Source organism: Enterococcus sp. AZ040 (assembly GCF_050499185.1).
Taxonomy (GTDB): domain Bacteria; phylum Bacillota; class Bacilli; order Lactobacillales; family Enterococcaceae; genus Enterococcus_D; species Enterococcus_D entomosocium.
In genome coordinates, this window is sequence record NZ_JBMHEW010000001.1 from 714662 (window position 1) to 730554 (window position 15893).

Below are 15893 nucleotides of genomic sequence, written 5' to 3' on the forward strand. Positions count from 1 at the left end.
CTTAAAACTCCGCTAATTTGAAATCAGCGTTTTCTTTTTCGTAAGCTAAATGTTTTTCATCTAGTTCTTGAACGAACTCGATGTTGTATGGGGTATTTTGTTCCACTAGACGGCGTGCGATCACTGCATCGTCTGCTTCAATGTACAAAGAGTGGGTTTGTTCTCTCTTTGGGTTGCGGTCTTTTGTTTCTTGGTAATAAATTTTGTAAATCATATCTTTTCTCCTTTATCTGCTTTTCGCAGTAGTCTATTTGGTTGATGAATTCGCTGCATCACAAAATCGAGGTCCGAATAAAGTGACCTGAAAAGAAGGCTTCGAGAGCCGCTGCATGCTTTTTTCAGACAATCGTTGTGAGAAAAAAGAGAAAGCCTCGTCTTTGCTTTCCAAATGTCGTCATAAAAAATTCACCGGGTTTGTAAGTCGTTCCACTACAAGTATCCCTAGTTTATCACAGAAAAACGAATAAGTATAGAAACACGTCATTTTTGAAAAGGTTTACTGAAAGAAAATGAAACGACTATTTCCGAAGTTTACTTTTTTTCGTTGAAAGTGCATTACAATAAGAATATTCCTATGCTATAGTAGAAGTAATGAAGTAAAAAAGGAGGGGATTTTTTGAAATTAATGTGGCACTATACGATGAGAAACAAAAAACTGCTGGTTTTTAATTTCATCTGTGTTTTTGGTTTTATTTTGATTGAATTAGGTTTGCCGACGTTATTGGCAAGAATGATCGACAAAGGGATCGCCGCTGGTGATCGCGACTACATATGGAAAATGGGTGCGGCGATGATCGCGATCACCATTGTGGGGATCACGATGAACATTTTGTTAGGCTATTTCACGTCACGTATCACCACTAACATTGTGGCAGATATTCGTGACGATCTTTTTGAAAAAGTCCAAGGCTATTCACATACTGAATATGAAAAAATCGGGGTTTCATCATTGATCACCCGTGTGACCAATGATGCGTATCAAATCATGCTGTTTATGCAAAGCATCTTACGGACGGGTTTGATGACACCCATGATGTTTGTGGTCAGCTTGTACATGGTCATGCGGACAAGTACACAACTAGGGTTATATGTCTTGGGGGCATTGCCGATATTGCTAATGGCAGTCATCGCCATTGCCAAAATCTCGGAACCATTATCCACCAAGCAACAAGCCAATCTAGATAAAATCAATGGCATTTTGCGGGAAAATCTCTCTGGTTTACGAGTGATCCGTGCCTTCGTCAATGAAAAATTTGAAGAAAAACGCTTTGGCAAAGTCAACCAAGCCTATGCGTCTAGTTCTCGCAGCTTGTTTCGCTTGATGGCAACGGCACAACCGGGCTTTTTCTTCTTATTCAATATCGTGATGATTTTGATTATTTGGACGGGAAGTATTCAGATCGATCAAGGGCAACTGCAGGTCGGTGACTTGATTGCATTTATCGAATACATCTTCCATGCGCTGTTTTCTTTCATGCTGTTTGCGACTGTCTTTACGATGTATCCACGAGCGGCGGTTTCTGCTCGTCGAATCCAAGAAGCGTTAGATGCGACTTCTGAAATCAAAGAACCAGAACAGCCAGTGACAGAAACTAAGACGAAAGGCTTCTTGGAATTCAAAAATGTTACCTTTGCTTATCCGGGACATGCGCAAAGTCCAGTGATTCGTAATGTTAGCTTTACCGCTTCACCAGGTGAAACTGTGGCGTTTATCGGTAGTACCGGGAGCGGGAAATCGACCTTGATCCAATTGATTCCGCGTTTTTACGACGTCAGTGAAGGCCAAGTCTTGGTGGATGGCGTTGACGTTCGGGATTACAGTTTAACGACTTTGCGCAACAAGATCGGGTTTATCCCTCAAAAAGCGTTGCTATTTACAGGGACGATCGCAGAAAACCTGCGCTATGGGAAAGAAGATGCCACGCAAGCAGAGCTGGAACGAGCAGCCGAGATTGCGCAAGCGGCCGATTTCATTTCTCGCACACCAGATGGCTTTGATGCTCATTTGGCAGAAGGCGGAAGCAACTTCTCTGGCGGACAAAAACAACGTCTAGCGATTGCCCGTGCGGTGATTCGCCAACCAGAGATCTATATTTTTGATGATAGTTTTTCTGCATTGGATTACCAAACGGATGCAAAATTGCGGGCACGTTTGAAAAAAGAAACCACGGAATCGACCGTTTTGATCGTTGCTCAACGAGTAGGAACGATCATGAATGCCGATAAGATCGTCGTCTTGAATGAAGGCGATGTGGTTGGGATCGGTACCCACAAAGAACTGCTGCAAACTTGTCCAGTATACTACGACATTGCGGCGTCACAATTATCAGAGGAGGAGTTGGCACAATGAAAGCAATCTCTTCTTTAAAACGGTTAGGTGCTTACATCAAACCATACAAAGTACAATTTATCCTAGTCTTGCTGTTTACAGTTGCAACCGTCGGCTTCAATGCGGCAATGCCGTATGTTTCTGGATTGCCGACGACAGAGATCAGCCGCAACATCGCTGCAGGCGAAGGCGTTAATTTTGATTACGTGATCCTTTGCTTGATCTGGATCGCAGTCGTTGGTGTCGGTTACTGTTTCTCACAATTGATGTCAGGGCTGCTGATCACCAACGTTGTCCAATCTGCGATGCGAGATTTGCGGCAAGACATTGAAGAAAAAATCAATCGTCTGCCCGTTTCTTACTTCGACCGCAACCAGCAAGGGAATATCCTGTCAAGGGTGACCAATGACGTGGATGCCGTCAGCGGTGCGATGCAGCAAGCCTTGATCGGGATCGTCAATGCCTTCTTAGGAATCATTATGGCGGTTTCTATGATGTTTTATATCAATACTTACATGGCATTGGTTTCATTGATCATGATCCCAGCCTCCTTATTGATTTCTCGCACAATCGTCAAAAAGTCGCAAAAGGACTTCCAAGGCATGCAAAATTCGTTAGGAGATCTGAACGGCTACGTACAAGAAAACATGACTGGATTCAGTGTGTTGAAAGTGTATGGACGGGAAAAGCAAACACTTGAAGGGTTTAAAAACGTTAACCACCAGTTGCGCTATTACGGCTTTCGTTCTGCCTTTGTGTCAGGATTGATGATGCCACTGGTGCAAATGACCGCTTACTTTACCTATATCGCAATGGCAGTCATGGGTAGTTTTTACGTGATCAGCGGCGTGATCGTTGTTGGTCAGCTGCAAGCGTTCATTCAATACATTTGGCAAGTCAGTCAGCCAATGGGGAACATTACCCAGTTGTCTTCCGTCTTGCAAAGTGCCTCAGCAGCAGCAAAACGGGTCTTTGAAATCTTAGATGAGGAAGAAGAGCCAGTCAATCGAACCGATATCCAATTACCGGAACAAATCAGAGGTGACGTGACCTTTGAACATGTCGGCTTTGCCTATGATCCGAAAAAACCATTGATCAAAGACTTGAACTTTGAAGTCAAAGCTGGGCAAACTGTGGCGATCGTTGGACCAACAGGTGCTGGGAAAACGACCTTGATCAATTTGTTGATGCGTTTTTATGATGTCAATGAAGGGGCTATCAAGATCGACGGCATCGACACGAAAAAGATGGAACGTCACGATGTCCGCTCACTGTTTGGGATGGTTTTACAAGATGCGTGGCTGTATGAAGGCACGATCGGCGATAACATTCGCTTTGGGAAATTAGATGCCACCGATTATGAAGTCGTTGATGCAGCGAAAACCGCCAATGTCGATCACTTCATTCGTACGATGCCAGATGGCTACGAGATGATCATCAATTCTGAAGGTGATAATGTCTCCTTGGGACAAAAACAATTGTTGACCATCGCCCGGGCAGTCATCTCTGATCCGAAGATTTTGATTCTCGATGAAGCCACCAGTTCGGTAGATACCCGCTTAGAAGCGCTGATTCAAAAAGCAATGGATAAAGTGATGGAAGGTCGTACCAGCTTTGTGATCGCCCATCGTTTGTCAACGATTCGTGAAGCAGATCTGATCTTAGTGATGGATCAAGGGTCGATCATTGAAAAAGGCAATCACGAGACCTTGTTGGCAGCTGGCGGCTTTTATAGCCAACTGTATCAAAGTCAATTTTCAGAAGAAGCCGAGTAAGCCGAAAAGAGCGTCCAGTCTGACTGGCGCTCTTTTTGCATTGTAGCAAGGGTGGTGCTATAGTGAAAAAAGAAAGCGCAGATCCGTTTATGGATTGGAAGGAGAAGTTGATGGACAAAGAACAATCAGGGAATGAAACCCAAAAAACAGTTTCGCCCGCCTCGCCGCAAGCGACACCTTGTTTTGTGGCAAAAAATGCGACGATCGTAGGAAACGTGACTCTAGGAAAAGATAGTACGGTCTGGTTTCAAGCAGTGATTCGAGGCGATGCCAATCGAATCGAAATCGGCGCGCGTACCAATATTCAAGATGGAACGATCATCCACGTTGATCACGATGCCCCGACGATCGTTGAAGACGATGTGACTGTTGGGCATCAGTGTATGCTCCATGGCTGTACCATCAAAAAAGGGGCGCTGGTCGGCATGAGCTCGATCGTTTTGAATCATGCCGTGATCGGCGAAAATAGTTTGTTAGGTGCCGGTTCGTTAGTGACGGAAGGAACCGTCATTCCTCCTAATGTGTTGGCGTTTGGTCGTCCGGCACGAGTGATCCGCCCGTTGACAGAAGAAGAGATCGCCAAAAATCAGGCAAACATCACGCATTACGTGGAAAATGGGCATGCTTACCAACAAGGCCAATATGGCGAAGTCTGACGATGAACCAAAAGACGCAAAAAGGTGTACGAATTGCTTCGTACACCTTTTTATGCAAGCTTATTTCAATTTGTTTGATTCCATGATCTCGTCGATCAAGCCGTAGTCTTTGGCTTCTTGTGCGGTCATGAAGTTGTCGCGATCGGTATCGCGTTCAATCACTTCGATTGGTTGACCAGTACGTTCTGACAAGATTTTGTTCAGACGTTCGCGGGTTGCCAAAATGTGGCGGGCAGCAATTTCAATCTCAGTTGCTTGACCTTGTGCGCCACCTAATGGTTGGTGAATCATGATTTCGGCATTTGGTAACGCAAAACGTTTGCCTTTTTCACCAGCGGTCAATAAGAATGAACCCATAGAAGCAGCCATCCCCATAACGATGGTTTGGACATCGGCTTTGATAAAGTTCATGGTATCAAAGATCGCTAGACCAGCAGTAACGCTTCCGCCAGGCGAATTGATGTACAAGTAGATGTCTTTTTCAGAATCTTGCGCGTCTAAGAATAAAAGCTGAGCAATGATCGAGTTTGCTAAGTCATCGGTTACTTGACCACTCAACATAATGATCCGGTCTTTTAATAGACGAGAATAGATGTCATACGCTCTTTCACCGCGAGATGATTGTTCAATGACAGTAGGAATTAAATTCATAGTGATAGTCCTCCTAAAAATCGTTATAGATATAGTTTAGCATAAAGTTTTCGCAATATCTAAGAGATAGTATACCGATTAGGTCAAGAAAGGTCAAATAAAAAGTTCGTTATCTTTTTTGCGAAACTTTCAAATATGATACAATATTAAAAAAGGAATGAGGAAGGATCGAAGAATGGCAGTAGCAATAGCAGGTTTGATTGGCGTCTTAGTGGGCGCATTGTTAGTAACCATCATTTTTAATTTACGCATACGGTATGAGGAACAAAAAGAAAAACAACGCCGTTTGTTGGAGCATAAAGTCAAAGAAATCGAAACGCTGGTTTTATTGAATCAAAAAATCAGTGAGATTCTACAAAAACGGGTCATGCTGATGGATGAGTATGTCAGCTTTGATGCCTTTGACGACTGTTATATCACCATCGATGATTTTGCCTATCTACAATCTTTTGCGGCGCAAAACAGTTTTTATCTACCGAATTTTTTCTTGGAAGAATTTTTCAAAAAAATCGGGACACGTCGGGTGATTTTGTCGCCAGAGGAAACCGTTAAGATCGGTGGGTATACGTATAAAGGCGGTCGGATCATTATGGAAAATTTCCTTGATCAATTGGTTGAAATGGTCAATGAGCGTAAAAACCAAATGAAAAACATGACGAGCGAACCGTTGACCTATTTTTCAAAAACGATTTGATTCTTCTGGTCAGTCGGTCGCCTTGGTTAAGGTAACCAAACCATAGTATCGACGATTGCACTTTTTCAACTGATCACACACACTCTTACTGCGATCATAGTAAGAGTGTTTTTCTTTGACCGAAACAAAGCGCTGTCCCCTTAAAAGGATCAAAACAAACAGAGGCTTTTTGGTTCTAGCAGATTCCATGGTAAAATAAAGAGTGAGAATGGAGTGAAAGAATGATGGTACAAATCGTTGCCCACCGCGGGAGTAGCGGCAACCGACCTGAAAACACGCTACCGGCATTCGCGGAAGCGGTGCGGGTCAAAGCTGATATCATTGAGTTAGATGTACATCTATCAAAAGATGGCGGCTTGATCGTCATGCATGATGAAACGGTTGATCGAACGACCAACGGCAAAGGTCGGATCTGTGACCTGACAGTTGCTGAACTAAAAGAACTCAATGCCGGCAGCTGGTTTTCTGAGGAATTCCAAGCCGCCAAAGTCCCCACGCTAAAAGAAGTGTTGGATTTACTTGCAGCGAAGAATTATCGTGGCATTTTGACGATCGAATTAAAAACCGATCATTATGAGTATGAAGGAATCGAAGCCAAAGTATCCGATTTATTGAATAGCCAAGAATGGCCTTTTACTCATTGGTATTGTTCCTTTAATATCGAGACTTTGGATCGGATGCATGCGATCGAACCGGATGCGATCCTTGATTTTATTATGGGACGCGGGGAAGACAAACCACCGTTGGCGCTCAGCCGACCGTATATCGAAGGAATTCATCCGGCCTATCGCTGGGTCCAAGAGACAGCAACGGTCTTGACTGATTTTCCGATTGCGATCCGTCCGTGGACTGTCAATGAAGAAGCGGCGATTCGCACCTGCTTGGCTTTGGGGTTGACCGGGATCATCACCGATTTTCCAGAAAACGCTCGGGCAATTGTGCAGCAGGTCCGCGAGGAAACAAAAGGATGAAAAAAGTCTTAGTGATCGTGGGACCGACCGCAGTCGGTAAAACCGCCTTGAGTATCCAATTAGCTCAAAAATACCATGGGGAGATCATCAGCGGGGATTCCATGCAAATTTATCGACAATTAGATATCGGTACCGCCAAAGTGACGAAGGAAGAAATGGCAGGGATTCCTCATCATTTGATCGATATTCGTGCAATGACGGAAACGTATTCTGCGGCTGATTTCCAGCAAATGGGGCGTGAGGCCATTGAGACGATCCAGCAACAAGGAAAACTGCCGATCATTGTGGGGGGGACAGGGCTATACATCCAAGCGCTTTTGTATGACTTTCGTTTAGGGGCAGAAGAAGGCGACTCAACGATTCGTCAGCGCTATGAACAAGAAGCAGCAGCCATCGGCAAAGAAGCTCTATGGCAAAAGCTGCAGGCGGTCGATCCCTTGGCAGCAGCGAAGATCCACTACAACAATGAGCGGAAAGTGATTCGTGCGTTGGAGGTTTTTGAAATGACTGGCGAAAGTATTGCTGCACCAAAAGAAACACCGCAAGTTTTGTACGATTTCTTCATGATCGGTTTAACCACTGAGCGAGAATTGTTATACCAGCGAATCAATCAGCGAGTGGACTTAATGATGGATCAAGGCTTGATCGAAGAAGCAAAAGCTGTTTTGCAGTATCCAGAAACGCAAGCCGCAAAAGGGATCGGCTACAAGGAATTTTTGCCCTATTTTCACGGGCAGGCCACATTGGATGAAACCATTGAGCAAATCAAGCAAAACTCACGCCGCTACGCCAAGCGGCAGCTGACGTGGTTCAATAACCGAGCACAGCCCCGATGGATTGATTTAGTGAGACAACCTGAAGAACAACGTACCCTTGAAACAGAAATCAACCAATGGTTGGAGGAGAAAAGATGAGCCAAGAACGTGTGATTCTTGTCGGAGTAGAAACGGAGAAAAACTATCTTCATTTTGATTCGTCAATGAAAGAATTGAAAAGCTTAACAAAAACCGCCAATGGCGAAGTTGTTTTTTCACTGGTGCAAAAACGGCAGCAAGTCGATCGACAAACCGTGATTGGCAAGGGGAAAGTTGCGGAATTGCAGCAGTTGGCAGAAGCACATGAAGCAGATCTAGTGATCTTCAATCATGAACTGACACCAAGGCAAAGCCAGTTGATCGGTGATGCGCTAGAAGTGCCAGTGATTGATCGCGTCCAGCTGATCCTCGATATTTTTGCGATGCGTGCCCGTTCCAAAGAAGGAAAGCTACAAGTAGAATTGGCGCAGCTGGATTATTTGCTTCCACGTTTGATAGGGCAAGGAAAGAACATGTCTCGGCTAGGGGGCGGAATCGGAACGAGAGGGCCAGGGGAAACCAAGCTGGAGACCGATCGTCGACACATCCGCAACCGCATCACCATCATCAAACGGGAATTGAAGGAAGTGGCCGCCCATCGAGACCGGACACGCCAAAAGCGCAAAGACAGCCAAGTCTTTCAAATGGGCTTGATTGGTTATACCAATGCCGGAAAATCAACTATTTTAAATATTTTAACCAGTGCGGATACCTATGAACAAGACCAGCTGTTCGCAACACTCGATCCTTTGACGAAACGCTGGCGGATGCCGGAAGGATTTGAAGTCACCATTACCGATACGGTTGGCTTTATCCAAGAATTGCCGACCCAATTGATCGATGCGTTTCATTCCACACTGGAAGAAAGTCAAAACATGGACTTCTTGCTGCATGTCGTCGATGCCAGTTCCGAAGAACGGGTTCAGCAAGAGGAGACCGTCTTGAAGTTAATGGAAGAACTTTCTTTGAGCCAATTACCGATGTTGACGGTCTATAATAAGGCGGATCGCATCGACGCCGATCAGTTTGTCCCAACGCTCTTTCCCAACGTCTTGATTTCGGCAAAGAGTACCAAAGGCAAAGAACGCTTGACTCAGGCGATCAAAATGGAGTTGATGCAGATCATGCAGCCTTATCATCTGGTTCTGCAAGCCGATGAAGGCAATGCGCTGAATCGTTTAAAACGGGAGTCACTAGTTTTGAGCAATGCCTTCGATGAAGCAACACAGACCTATCATATCAAAGGATTTGCGCTGGAGGATACCTATCCACTACGCAGAATGGCGCAAGAACAGGAATAAGCAGAAACGGTGCAACCGATGCACCGTTTTTTTGTCGTGACAAAATTATGAAGTATAAGTGGTTTGGCTTGCTTTGAACGCAAAAACCGAACATTTTTGGCTAAAGCACCATTTCTTCCATAAAAACAACTGCTTGAACATACGATCAAATCAAGGACCTAATGAAAAAATCAAAAAAATTTGCATTCATGTCACTTTTTCTAACATGAGGGGTTGACACGCAAAAAAAGAATTGGTATAGTTTCCATAAAGTTACGCAGCATCATTGAAACGGAGGGGAGCCAAGTTATGCGGGAAAAAGAATTGCGGCGCTCAATGTCAGTCTTTCCTATCGGAACAGTCATGAAATTGACCGATCTCACCGCCCGTCAAATTCGTTATTACGAAGAACAAGAATTGATCCACCCGGAACGCAGCGATGGCAATCGACGCATGTATTCGCTGAATGATATTGATACCTTGCTAGAGATCAAAGACTATCTTTCCGATGGACTGAACATGGCTGGGATCAAACGAGTTTATGAAATGAAAGTTGCCAAAGAAAAAGAAGCGAAGAACAAACCGCCGCTGACCGATGAAGATGTTCGTCGAATTTTTTATGATGAACTCTTGGCTCAAGGTGGATTGAATCAACAACAGCCATACCAGCAAAAAGGTCCACGAATGTAGAACACTTGTAGATCATTGCTGTGATATAAAAAAAGAATTGGGAAAAAGGAAGGGATACTATGCCAAAATTTGAAAGAACTGCCGAAGACATCAAACAAATCGTAAAGGATGAGAACGTGCGCTTTTTACGCTTGATGTTTACTGATATTTTAGGAACAAACAAGAACGTTGAAGTACCTGTAAGTCAATTAGATAAAGTACTGGAAAACAAAATGATGTTTGACGGTTCTTCTATTGAAGGATTTGTCCGTATTGAAGAAAGTGACATGTATCTGTATCCTGATTTGTCGACATGGATGATCTTCCCTTGGGAAAGTGAACATGGCAAAGTGGCTCGTTTGATCTGTGATATCTACAATCCAGATGGCACCCCATTTGCAGGCGACCCTCGCGGCAATTTAAAACGGGCATTAGCGGACATGCAATCCCTTGGCTTTACTTCTTTCAATCTTGGACCAGAACCAGAATTTTTCCTATTCAAATTAGATGAAGCAGGCGAAATCACAACGGAATTAAACGACAAAGGCGGCTACTTCGATTTTGCCCCAACCGATCTAGGGGAAAACTGCCGTCGCGATATCGTATTAGAATTAGAAAGCCTTGGCTTTGAAGTTGAAGCGTCTCACCATGAGGTAGCACCAGGGCAACACGAGATCGATTTTAAATATGCGGATGCAGTGGAAGCATGTGACAACATCCAAACCTTCAAACTTGTCGTGAAAACTATTGCTCGTAAACACGGCTTGCATGCAACCTTCATGCCAAAACCATTATTCGGCATCAACGGTTCAGGCATGCACTGCAACATGTCCTTGTTCAAAGGCGATGAAAATGTCTTCTTTGATGAAGAAGGGCCAATGCAATTAAGCCAAACAGCGTATCACTTCTTAGGCGGTTTGATCGAACACGCCCGTGCTTACACAGCTGTCTGCAACCCAACCGTCAACTCTTACAAACGCTTAGTGCCAGGTTACGAAGCGCCTGTATACGTGGCATGGTCAGGACGCAACCGTTCACCATTGATTCGGGTACCAGAATCAAGAGGCTTGTCAACGCGTTTGGAATTGCGTTCGGTTGACCCATCAGCCAACCCATACTTAGCAATGGCTGTTTTACTGCAAGCAGGACTTGATGGCGTTAGACGTGAGTTGACACCACCACCAGCAGTCGACCGCAACATCTACATCATGAACGAAACAGAACGTGCAGAAGCACAAATCGAAGATCTGCCATCAACGATCCACAATGCCATCAAAGCATTGCGCAAAGATCAAGTGATGATCGATGCTTTAGGCAAACACATCTATGCCAACTTTGTCGAAGCAAAACGATTAGAATGGGCAGCCTTCCGCCAAACAGTCTCCGAGTGGGAAAGAGAACAATACTTGGAACTATACTAAAATCGCAAGAAAACCGCTAGAGATAAACAATCTAGCGGTTTTTTTATGATGAACTCAGCTTTTATCCTAATAATTCTCGGTTTATTTATTTCCGATAGTCAATAACTGGTTGATCAAAATTTGAACAGAAAAACATTGCGAAGCTAGAGCGGTTCTGTCTATAAGGCGCGTAAATTTTGCCTGATTATTGAGAAAAAATAAAAAATACCAGTCGGGCGAGGACTGGTAAGAGGAAGAAAAATAGTTTTGGTATAAAGCTAGCATAGCCGGTCAAAGTAAAATGAACCTTAAAAAGTAGAAAGTTTCTTGTAAGAAGTCCTTATTCGTCAAAGGTTTCCAGCTCAGACAGTATTTTTGCTGGGACTTCTGATTGAGGGACTTCATTGGGACCCGAGATGACACGGGTTTTACTGATCTCTGCTTTGACTAAGGTATTTGGCGCGAATGGCTTCACATTTTCACCAGAAAGATCATAGGTCATGAGTTCTTTCTCGCCGTTTTTCTTAACAAACTCAAACGTGTACTTATACGTAAAGGAGCCATCGATTTTTTCACCGGAATCGCTGTACGTTTGGGTCTTTTCAGGGACTTTGTTGGGCGTGATGGCATAGGCCGTTATCCCTTGATAAGTTGTTGTATAGTAAGTGTAGCCAAAATAGCCACCTACTGCTAAAATCAAAACGCCAAGCGTCAAAAGTAGTTTTTTCATGTGCATCGATCCTTTCAATTACTGGGTTTACTATAGCATGATGGAGCCAAAATCATTCATCGAAATGGATAACAATATTGTAAGTTTACTGTTTATTATCAAAAAGCTTGTAATTTTCTGTTTAACAATTGTGATAATGAAAAACATTTCTGAAACCTTCCTGCAACATTGTAATGTTATTCTCTTACTTGTGCCCGATAGCGGGACAAATAATCAAAAGAGAGGTTTTTTCATTTGAAAAAATTTGCATTTACAGTTGTTGCAGGATTTGGTTTATTCGTTGGAGGAACAGTTGTTTCAGCAGCAGAACAAACCCATGTTGTCGAACCAGGAGACACCCTATCTGGGATCGCTGCTACTTATCAAACAACGGTCGAAGATCTTTTAGCTTTGAATGATTCGATCGAAAATCCAAATATGATTTTTGATGGCGAAACATTGTTGGTTTCTAACGATGGCCAATCAGTAGAAAACAAAGAAACAAGTACGAAAGAAAGCACAGAAAAAAGTGAATCTACAGCGACTGCTAACGTGAGTCAAACCCGTTCAAGCATTCCTGGTGCTGGTTCTGGAGTCCTGAATCCAGTGGATGGGATCAACTACTTCAATGGTGTGAGAGAATCGTACTACTCACAAAAAGTTTTGCCAGGAGGCGGATTGAACATCCCTGGACGCCATGTAGCCTCTGACGGAACGATCCGTGATGCCGATGGGTACATCGTTGTTGCCAGTGACAATCAACCGAAAGGTTCGACCGGTCAATCATCCTTAGGTGCCTACAAAGTCTATGACACAGGTGTCGGTCATAGCGGTATTGATGTTTATACGAATTGGTAAACAAGTAGAATACGAGTAGAGACGGGCGCATTTTAGAGCTCGTCTTTTTTTGATTGCCGAGAAAAAATCGTCATCTGGTCTAGACTAATTATTGTAATTCAACACAACCTGTGGTATTATTGGACTATACCAAATAGAAACGGAGCGCTGATCATGGAAATTATTCGCGTTAAAGATGCTGCTCAAGGCGGAAAGAAAGCTTTTGAATTGATACAAGAAGGTATGGCAAATGGTGCCAAAGTCCTAGGCTTAGCAACAGGAAGCACGCCAGAAACCCTTTATGCAGAAATGACTGCCAGTGAAGTTGATTTTTCAGAAATGACTTCAGTCAACTTAGATGAATATGTTGGATTAGGCGGCGAAGACGAACAAAGCTATCGTTACTTCATGAATGCACATTTATTCAACAAAAAACCATTCAAAGAAACCTTCGTACCAAACGGCAAAGCGGAAGATTTAGAAGCGGAATGTCAACGCTACGATGGCGTGATTGCGGATCACCCAGTTGATATCCAAATCTTGGGTATTGGTCAAAACGGACATATCGGCTTCAACGAACCTGGTGCATCCTTTGAAGGAACGACCTCAGTCGTTGATTTGACTGAATCGACCATCAATGCCAACAAACGCTATTTTGATAAAGTCGAAGACGTCCCAACGACGGCAATTTCCATGGGGATCGGTTCAATCATGCAAAGCAAAAAAATCATTTTGATGGCATTTGGCGAAGTCAAAGCGGATGCAATCCAAAAAATGATCGAAGGACCCGTAACCAACGAATTACCAGCTTCTGTTTTACAAAAGCATGATGACGTGATCGTGATCATCGATGAGGCTGCTGCCAGCAACCTGTAAAACAAAATCAGCCCTTTTCAGAAATAAGTCAGAAGGAAAACGCGCCATCCTTGCAGCTTCCCCCTGCGCTTGTGCAGTAATGCCAGCGCAGCTGCGAGCGATGGTTCGGATCTATCTTGCTTATTTCTGAGGAGGCTTTTTTTATTTGGCCGCTCTAGCGATGTTTTTTCCTTTTTTCCATCAGAGATGCTATAGTTAAAAGAGAGAATACGAAGAAAAGAGGGATGCAAATGGTTGATATGCATTTATCCATTCCTGAAGTAGCACTGAGGTTGCTGTTGGCGATGGTCATGGGTGGCGCGATTGGGTACGAGCGGCAGTACAAAAGCCGACCAGCTGGTCTTAGAACCCATATCTTGGTTTGCATGGGGGCTTGTGTCATTGCTTTGATCCAAGTGGAGATCGCCACAGGTGCCATGCGAGATGCGCTGGATCATCCAGATTTAGCAGGCGTGATTCGTTCGGACGAAGCACGATTGATTGCACAAGTCGTCAGCGGGGTCGGTTTTCTAGGCGCCGGAACGATCATTGTGACGAAGCGCTCCGTGACGGGGTTGACGACGGCTGCTTCCTTATGGGCGATCGCCGGTTTAGGAATTGCCATCGGGATGGGCTTTTACACCATCGCATTAAGCAGTTTTATCGGGATCTTCTTTGCATTGACGATCGTTAAGCGGATCGTCCGCGTACCAACAGCAAAGAAATTGGAGATCCAGTACATTCATCGCACCGAGACCAAAGAGTTTTTGACGGAGTACTTCCAAGAGAAAAATATCGTGATCGAAGATGTCAATTTTGATGTCAAATTCATGGAAGACTATCGCATTTATACCAACATTTATACGATTGATCTCCCGCGAGGACTAGGCTTTTCTGAAGTGATCGAAGAATTGTCTGTCTACAAAAATGTCACGAAGATCCGCTTGGTGGATATTGCTTAAAAGCAACAAAAAAGCGAGATTGAAACGTAACGCAAACAGTATCGTTTGCTTCGTTTCAATCTCGTTTTTTGTTGTGTTTTAGAAACGTGGATCGATCCAGTTTTTTGCCATAGCTCGACTAGCATCCCAGGAATCCCAGCCATACCAAGCAGGCTCATTGATCGTATCGATGGATAACTTATAGGTCCAGTACATGTGTCCGGCTCCTTGGTTCCAAGCTGTGATTGAAGCACGCCACAAAGTTTGATAAACTTCTTCTAATTCACTTTTTGTCAAACTACGGTTGCTACTGAATTCCTCTTGTGTGGGATTGATACCGCCTTTGGTATCTGTACCAACAGCATAGGAGTTGAACAAGGACCATTCTCCAACAAAAACCTCGACATATTGTGCAACCGTGGCGATCTCTTGGGCTAAGCCATCAATGAAAGACACGTATGCTTCCAAGGATTGCTCTGTGCCGGCCATTTCTGCCATCATAACGTATTGGTGCGTATCTAGCATGACATTGTGAAAATCGTTTTGGGTGAAAAACTCTTTCCAAGCATGCAATTGGAAGCCATCATGAAAGACGATCACTTTGTCATCGCTTAAATAGTTACGCATTCTTCGATAGGCATCTTGATAAAAAGTTCTCAAAAAGTCTAAAGAGATCGGTGCACTACCTTTTGCTAACGCAAGATCACGAGGTGGGAAACGATCCATGGGATTCATGCTGTGCCATACTTCACCATCTGTGATCGGTTCGTTTAATACTTCAATGCCCCACAATGCTTCGTGATCCGCATATCTTTGCGCCAAACGTTCCAAGACCGTTAATTCGAACGCCACTTCTTCGGGCATTTGTGCCCATCTGACCACACCCGAGAGACCACCATTGTCAAAACCATTTTGGCTGAAGGGTGCAGTATGCAGATCGATCAAGACTTTTAGGTCATAAGCCTTTGCCCAAGCGAAGGCTTTATCCAAATAGTCGATACAGCCAATAAAGGGGGTACGATCACCAAAAATAAAATAAGGGACAGGTATTCGAACGGTATTGAAGCCAGCTGCTGAAATGCGCAAGAAGTCAGCTTCAGTGATGAACGTTTCACGATGAATCAACAGCCGTGCTTGGTATTCAGCTTCAGGTAGATCATAGGCTAAATAATACTCGTCATCGGCAGGTGTTCCTTGAAAGAGACTAGGTGCCATCCATTTTTCTAATACAAGCCAACCGCCTAGGTTGACGCCTCTAAGTTTTTGTTCCAT

Annotated in this window: 16 protein-coding genes; 12 read left to right on the plus strand and 4 right to left on the minus strand. The window is 44.0% G+C overall.

The window, feature by feature from the left end; all coding sequences use genetic code 11:
* Position 1 precedes the first annotated feature (1 nt).
* A complete protein-coding gene (locus IGK63_RS03280; RefSeq protein ID WP_005225157.1) occupies positions 2 to 214 on the minus strand; it encodes a DNA-directed RNA polymerase subunit epsilon in 213 nt (70 codons plus the stop codon).
* A 402-nt stretch (positions 215 to 616) separates the two neighbouring features.
* Here IGK63_RS03280 and IGK63_RS03285 point away from each other — a divergent pair, with 402 nt between their 5' ends.
* The 3 genes from IGK63_RS03285 (at position 617) to IGK63_RS03295 (ending at position 4760) form a co-directional block, all read left to right on the plus strand.
* Complete coding sequence (locus tag IGK63_RS03285) at positions 617 to 2350, plus strand: ABC transporter ATP-binding protein (RefSeq protein ID WP_086372649.1); 1734 nt, start codon at positions 617 to 619, stop codon at positions 2348 to 2350.
* Positions 2347 to 4104 (plus strand): ABC transporter ATP-binding protein, encoded by a 1758-nt coding sequence (locus tag IGK63_RS03290; protein WP_016611937.1) that lies wholly within the window; start codon positions 2347 to 2349, stop codon positions 4102 to 4104. The genes IGK63_RS03285 and IGK63_RS03290 overlap by 4 nt, the downstream gene beginning before the upstream one ends.
* 62 nt (positions 4105 to 4166) lie before the next feature.
* Positions 4167 to 4760: a gamma carbonic anhydrase family protein gene (locus tag IGK63_RS03295; RefSeq protein ID WP_016611938.1), complete on the plus strand. Its 594-nt coding sequence runs from the start codon at positions 4167 to 4169 to the stop codon at positions 4758 to 4760.
* Positions 4761 to 4820: 60 nt separating this feature from the next.
* Here IGK63_RS03295 and clpP read toward each other — a convergent pair whose 3' ends face one another.
* Complete coding sequence (gene clpP / locus IGK63_RS03300) at positions 4821 to 5411, minus strand: ATP-dependent Clp endopeptidase proteolytic subunit ClpP (RefSeq protein WP_005225161.1); 591 nt, start codon at positions 5409 to 5411, stop codon at positions 4821 to 4823.
* Between the two features lie 175 nt (positions 5412 to 5586).
* On the opposite strand from clpP, the gene IGK63_RS03305 reads away from it, so the two are divergent.
* The 6 genes from IGK63_RS03305 (at position 5587) to glnA (ending at position 11300) form a co-directional block, all read left to right on the plus strand.
* Positions 5587 to 6105, plus strand: coding sequence for a hypothetical protein (locus IGK63_RS03305; RefSeq protein ID WP_008377057.1), 519 nt, complete (start codon positions 5587 to 5589; stop codon positions 6103 to 6105).
* 221 nt (positions 6106 to 6326) lie between these two features.
* Positions 6327 to 7076, plus strand: coding sequence for a glycerophosphodiester phosphodiesterase (locus tag IGK63_RS03310; protein WP_016611940.1), 750 nt, complete (start codon positions 6327 to 6329; stop codon positions 7074 to 7076).
* On the plus strand, positions 7073 to 7990 hold the full coding sequence (gene miaA, locus IGK63_RS03315) for a tRNA (adenosine(37)-N6)-dimethylallyltransferase MiaA (protein WP_016611941.1): 918 nt from the start codon (positions 7073 to 7075) through the stop codon (positions 7988 to 7990). Before IGK63_RS03310 ends, miaA begins: the two co-directional genes overlap by 4 nt.
* Complete coding sequence (gene hflX / locus IGK63_RS03320; RefSeq protein WP_034872851.1) at positions 7987 to 9231, plus strand: GTPase HflX; 1245 nt, start codon at positions 7987 to 7989, stop codon at positions 9229 to 9231. The genes miaA and hflX overlap by 4 nt, the downstream gene beginning before the upstream one ends.
* A 288-nt stretch (positions 9232 to 9519) precedes the next feature.
* Complete coding sequence (locus IGK63_RS03325) at positions 9520 to 9900, plus strand: MerR family transcriptional regulator (protein WP_005225166.1); 381 nt, start codon at positions 9520 to 9522, stop codon at positions 9898 to 9900.
* A gap of 59 nt (positions 9901 to 9959) precedes the next feature.
* Positions 9960 to 11300 carry a type I glutamate--ammonia ligase gene (gene glnA, locus IGK63_RS03330; protein WP_005225167.1) on the plus strand — a complete coding sequence of 447 codons (1341 nt, stop codon included), beginning with the start codon at positions 9960 to 9962 and terminating at the stop codon, positions 11298 to 11300.
* A 319-nt stretch (positions 11301 to 11619) separates the two neighbouring features.
* Here glnA and IGK63_RS03335 read toward each other — a convergent pair whose 3' ends face one another.
* Entirely contained in the window at positions 11620 to 12009 is a 390-nt protein-coding gene (locus IGK63_RS03335; RefSeq protein ID WP_005237494.1) for a DUF1093 domain-containing protein, read from the minus strand.
* Positions 12010 to 12243: 234 nt separating this feature from the next.
* On the opposite strand from IGK63_RS03335, the gene IGK63_RS03340 reads away from it, so the two are divergent.
* From IGK63_RS03340 to IGK63_RS03350, 3 genes are all read left to right on the plus strand, one after another.
* Positions 12244 to 12846 carry a LysM peptidoglycan-binding domain-containing protein gene (locus tag IGK63_RS03340; RefSeq protein ID WP_016611944.1) on the plus strand — a complete coding sequence of 201 codons (603 nt, stop codon included), beginning with the start codon at positions 12244 to 12246 and terminating at the stop codon, positions 12844 to 12846.
* Positions 12847 to 12999: 153 nt separating this feature from the next.
* Entirely contained in the window at positions 13000 to 13701 is a 702-nt protein-coding gene (gene nagB / locus IGK63_RS03345; RefSeq protein WP_008377071.1) for a glucosamine-6-phosphate deaminase, read from the plus strand.
* A gap of 230 nt (positions 13702 to 13931) precedes the next feature.
* Entirely contained in the window at positions 13932 to 14642 is a 711-nt protein-coding gene (locus IGK63_RS03350; protein WP_008377072.1) for an MgtC/SapB family protein, read from the plus strand.
* Between the two features lie 78 nt (positions 14643 to 14720).
* Here the strand turns inward: IGK63_RS03350 and IGK63_RS03355 are convergent, their stop codons facing one another.
* Positions 14721 to 15893 (minus strand): glycoside hydrolase family 5 protein, encoded by a 1173-nt coding sequence (locus IGK63_RS03355; protein WP_016611948.1) that lies wholly within the window; start codon positions 15891 to 15893, stop codon positions 14721 to 14723.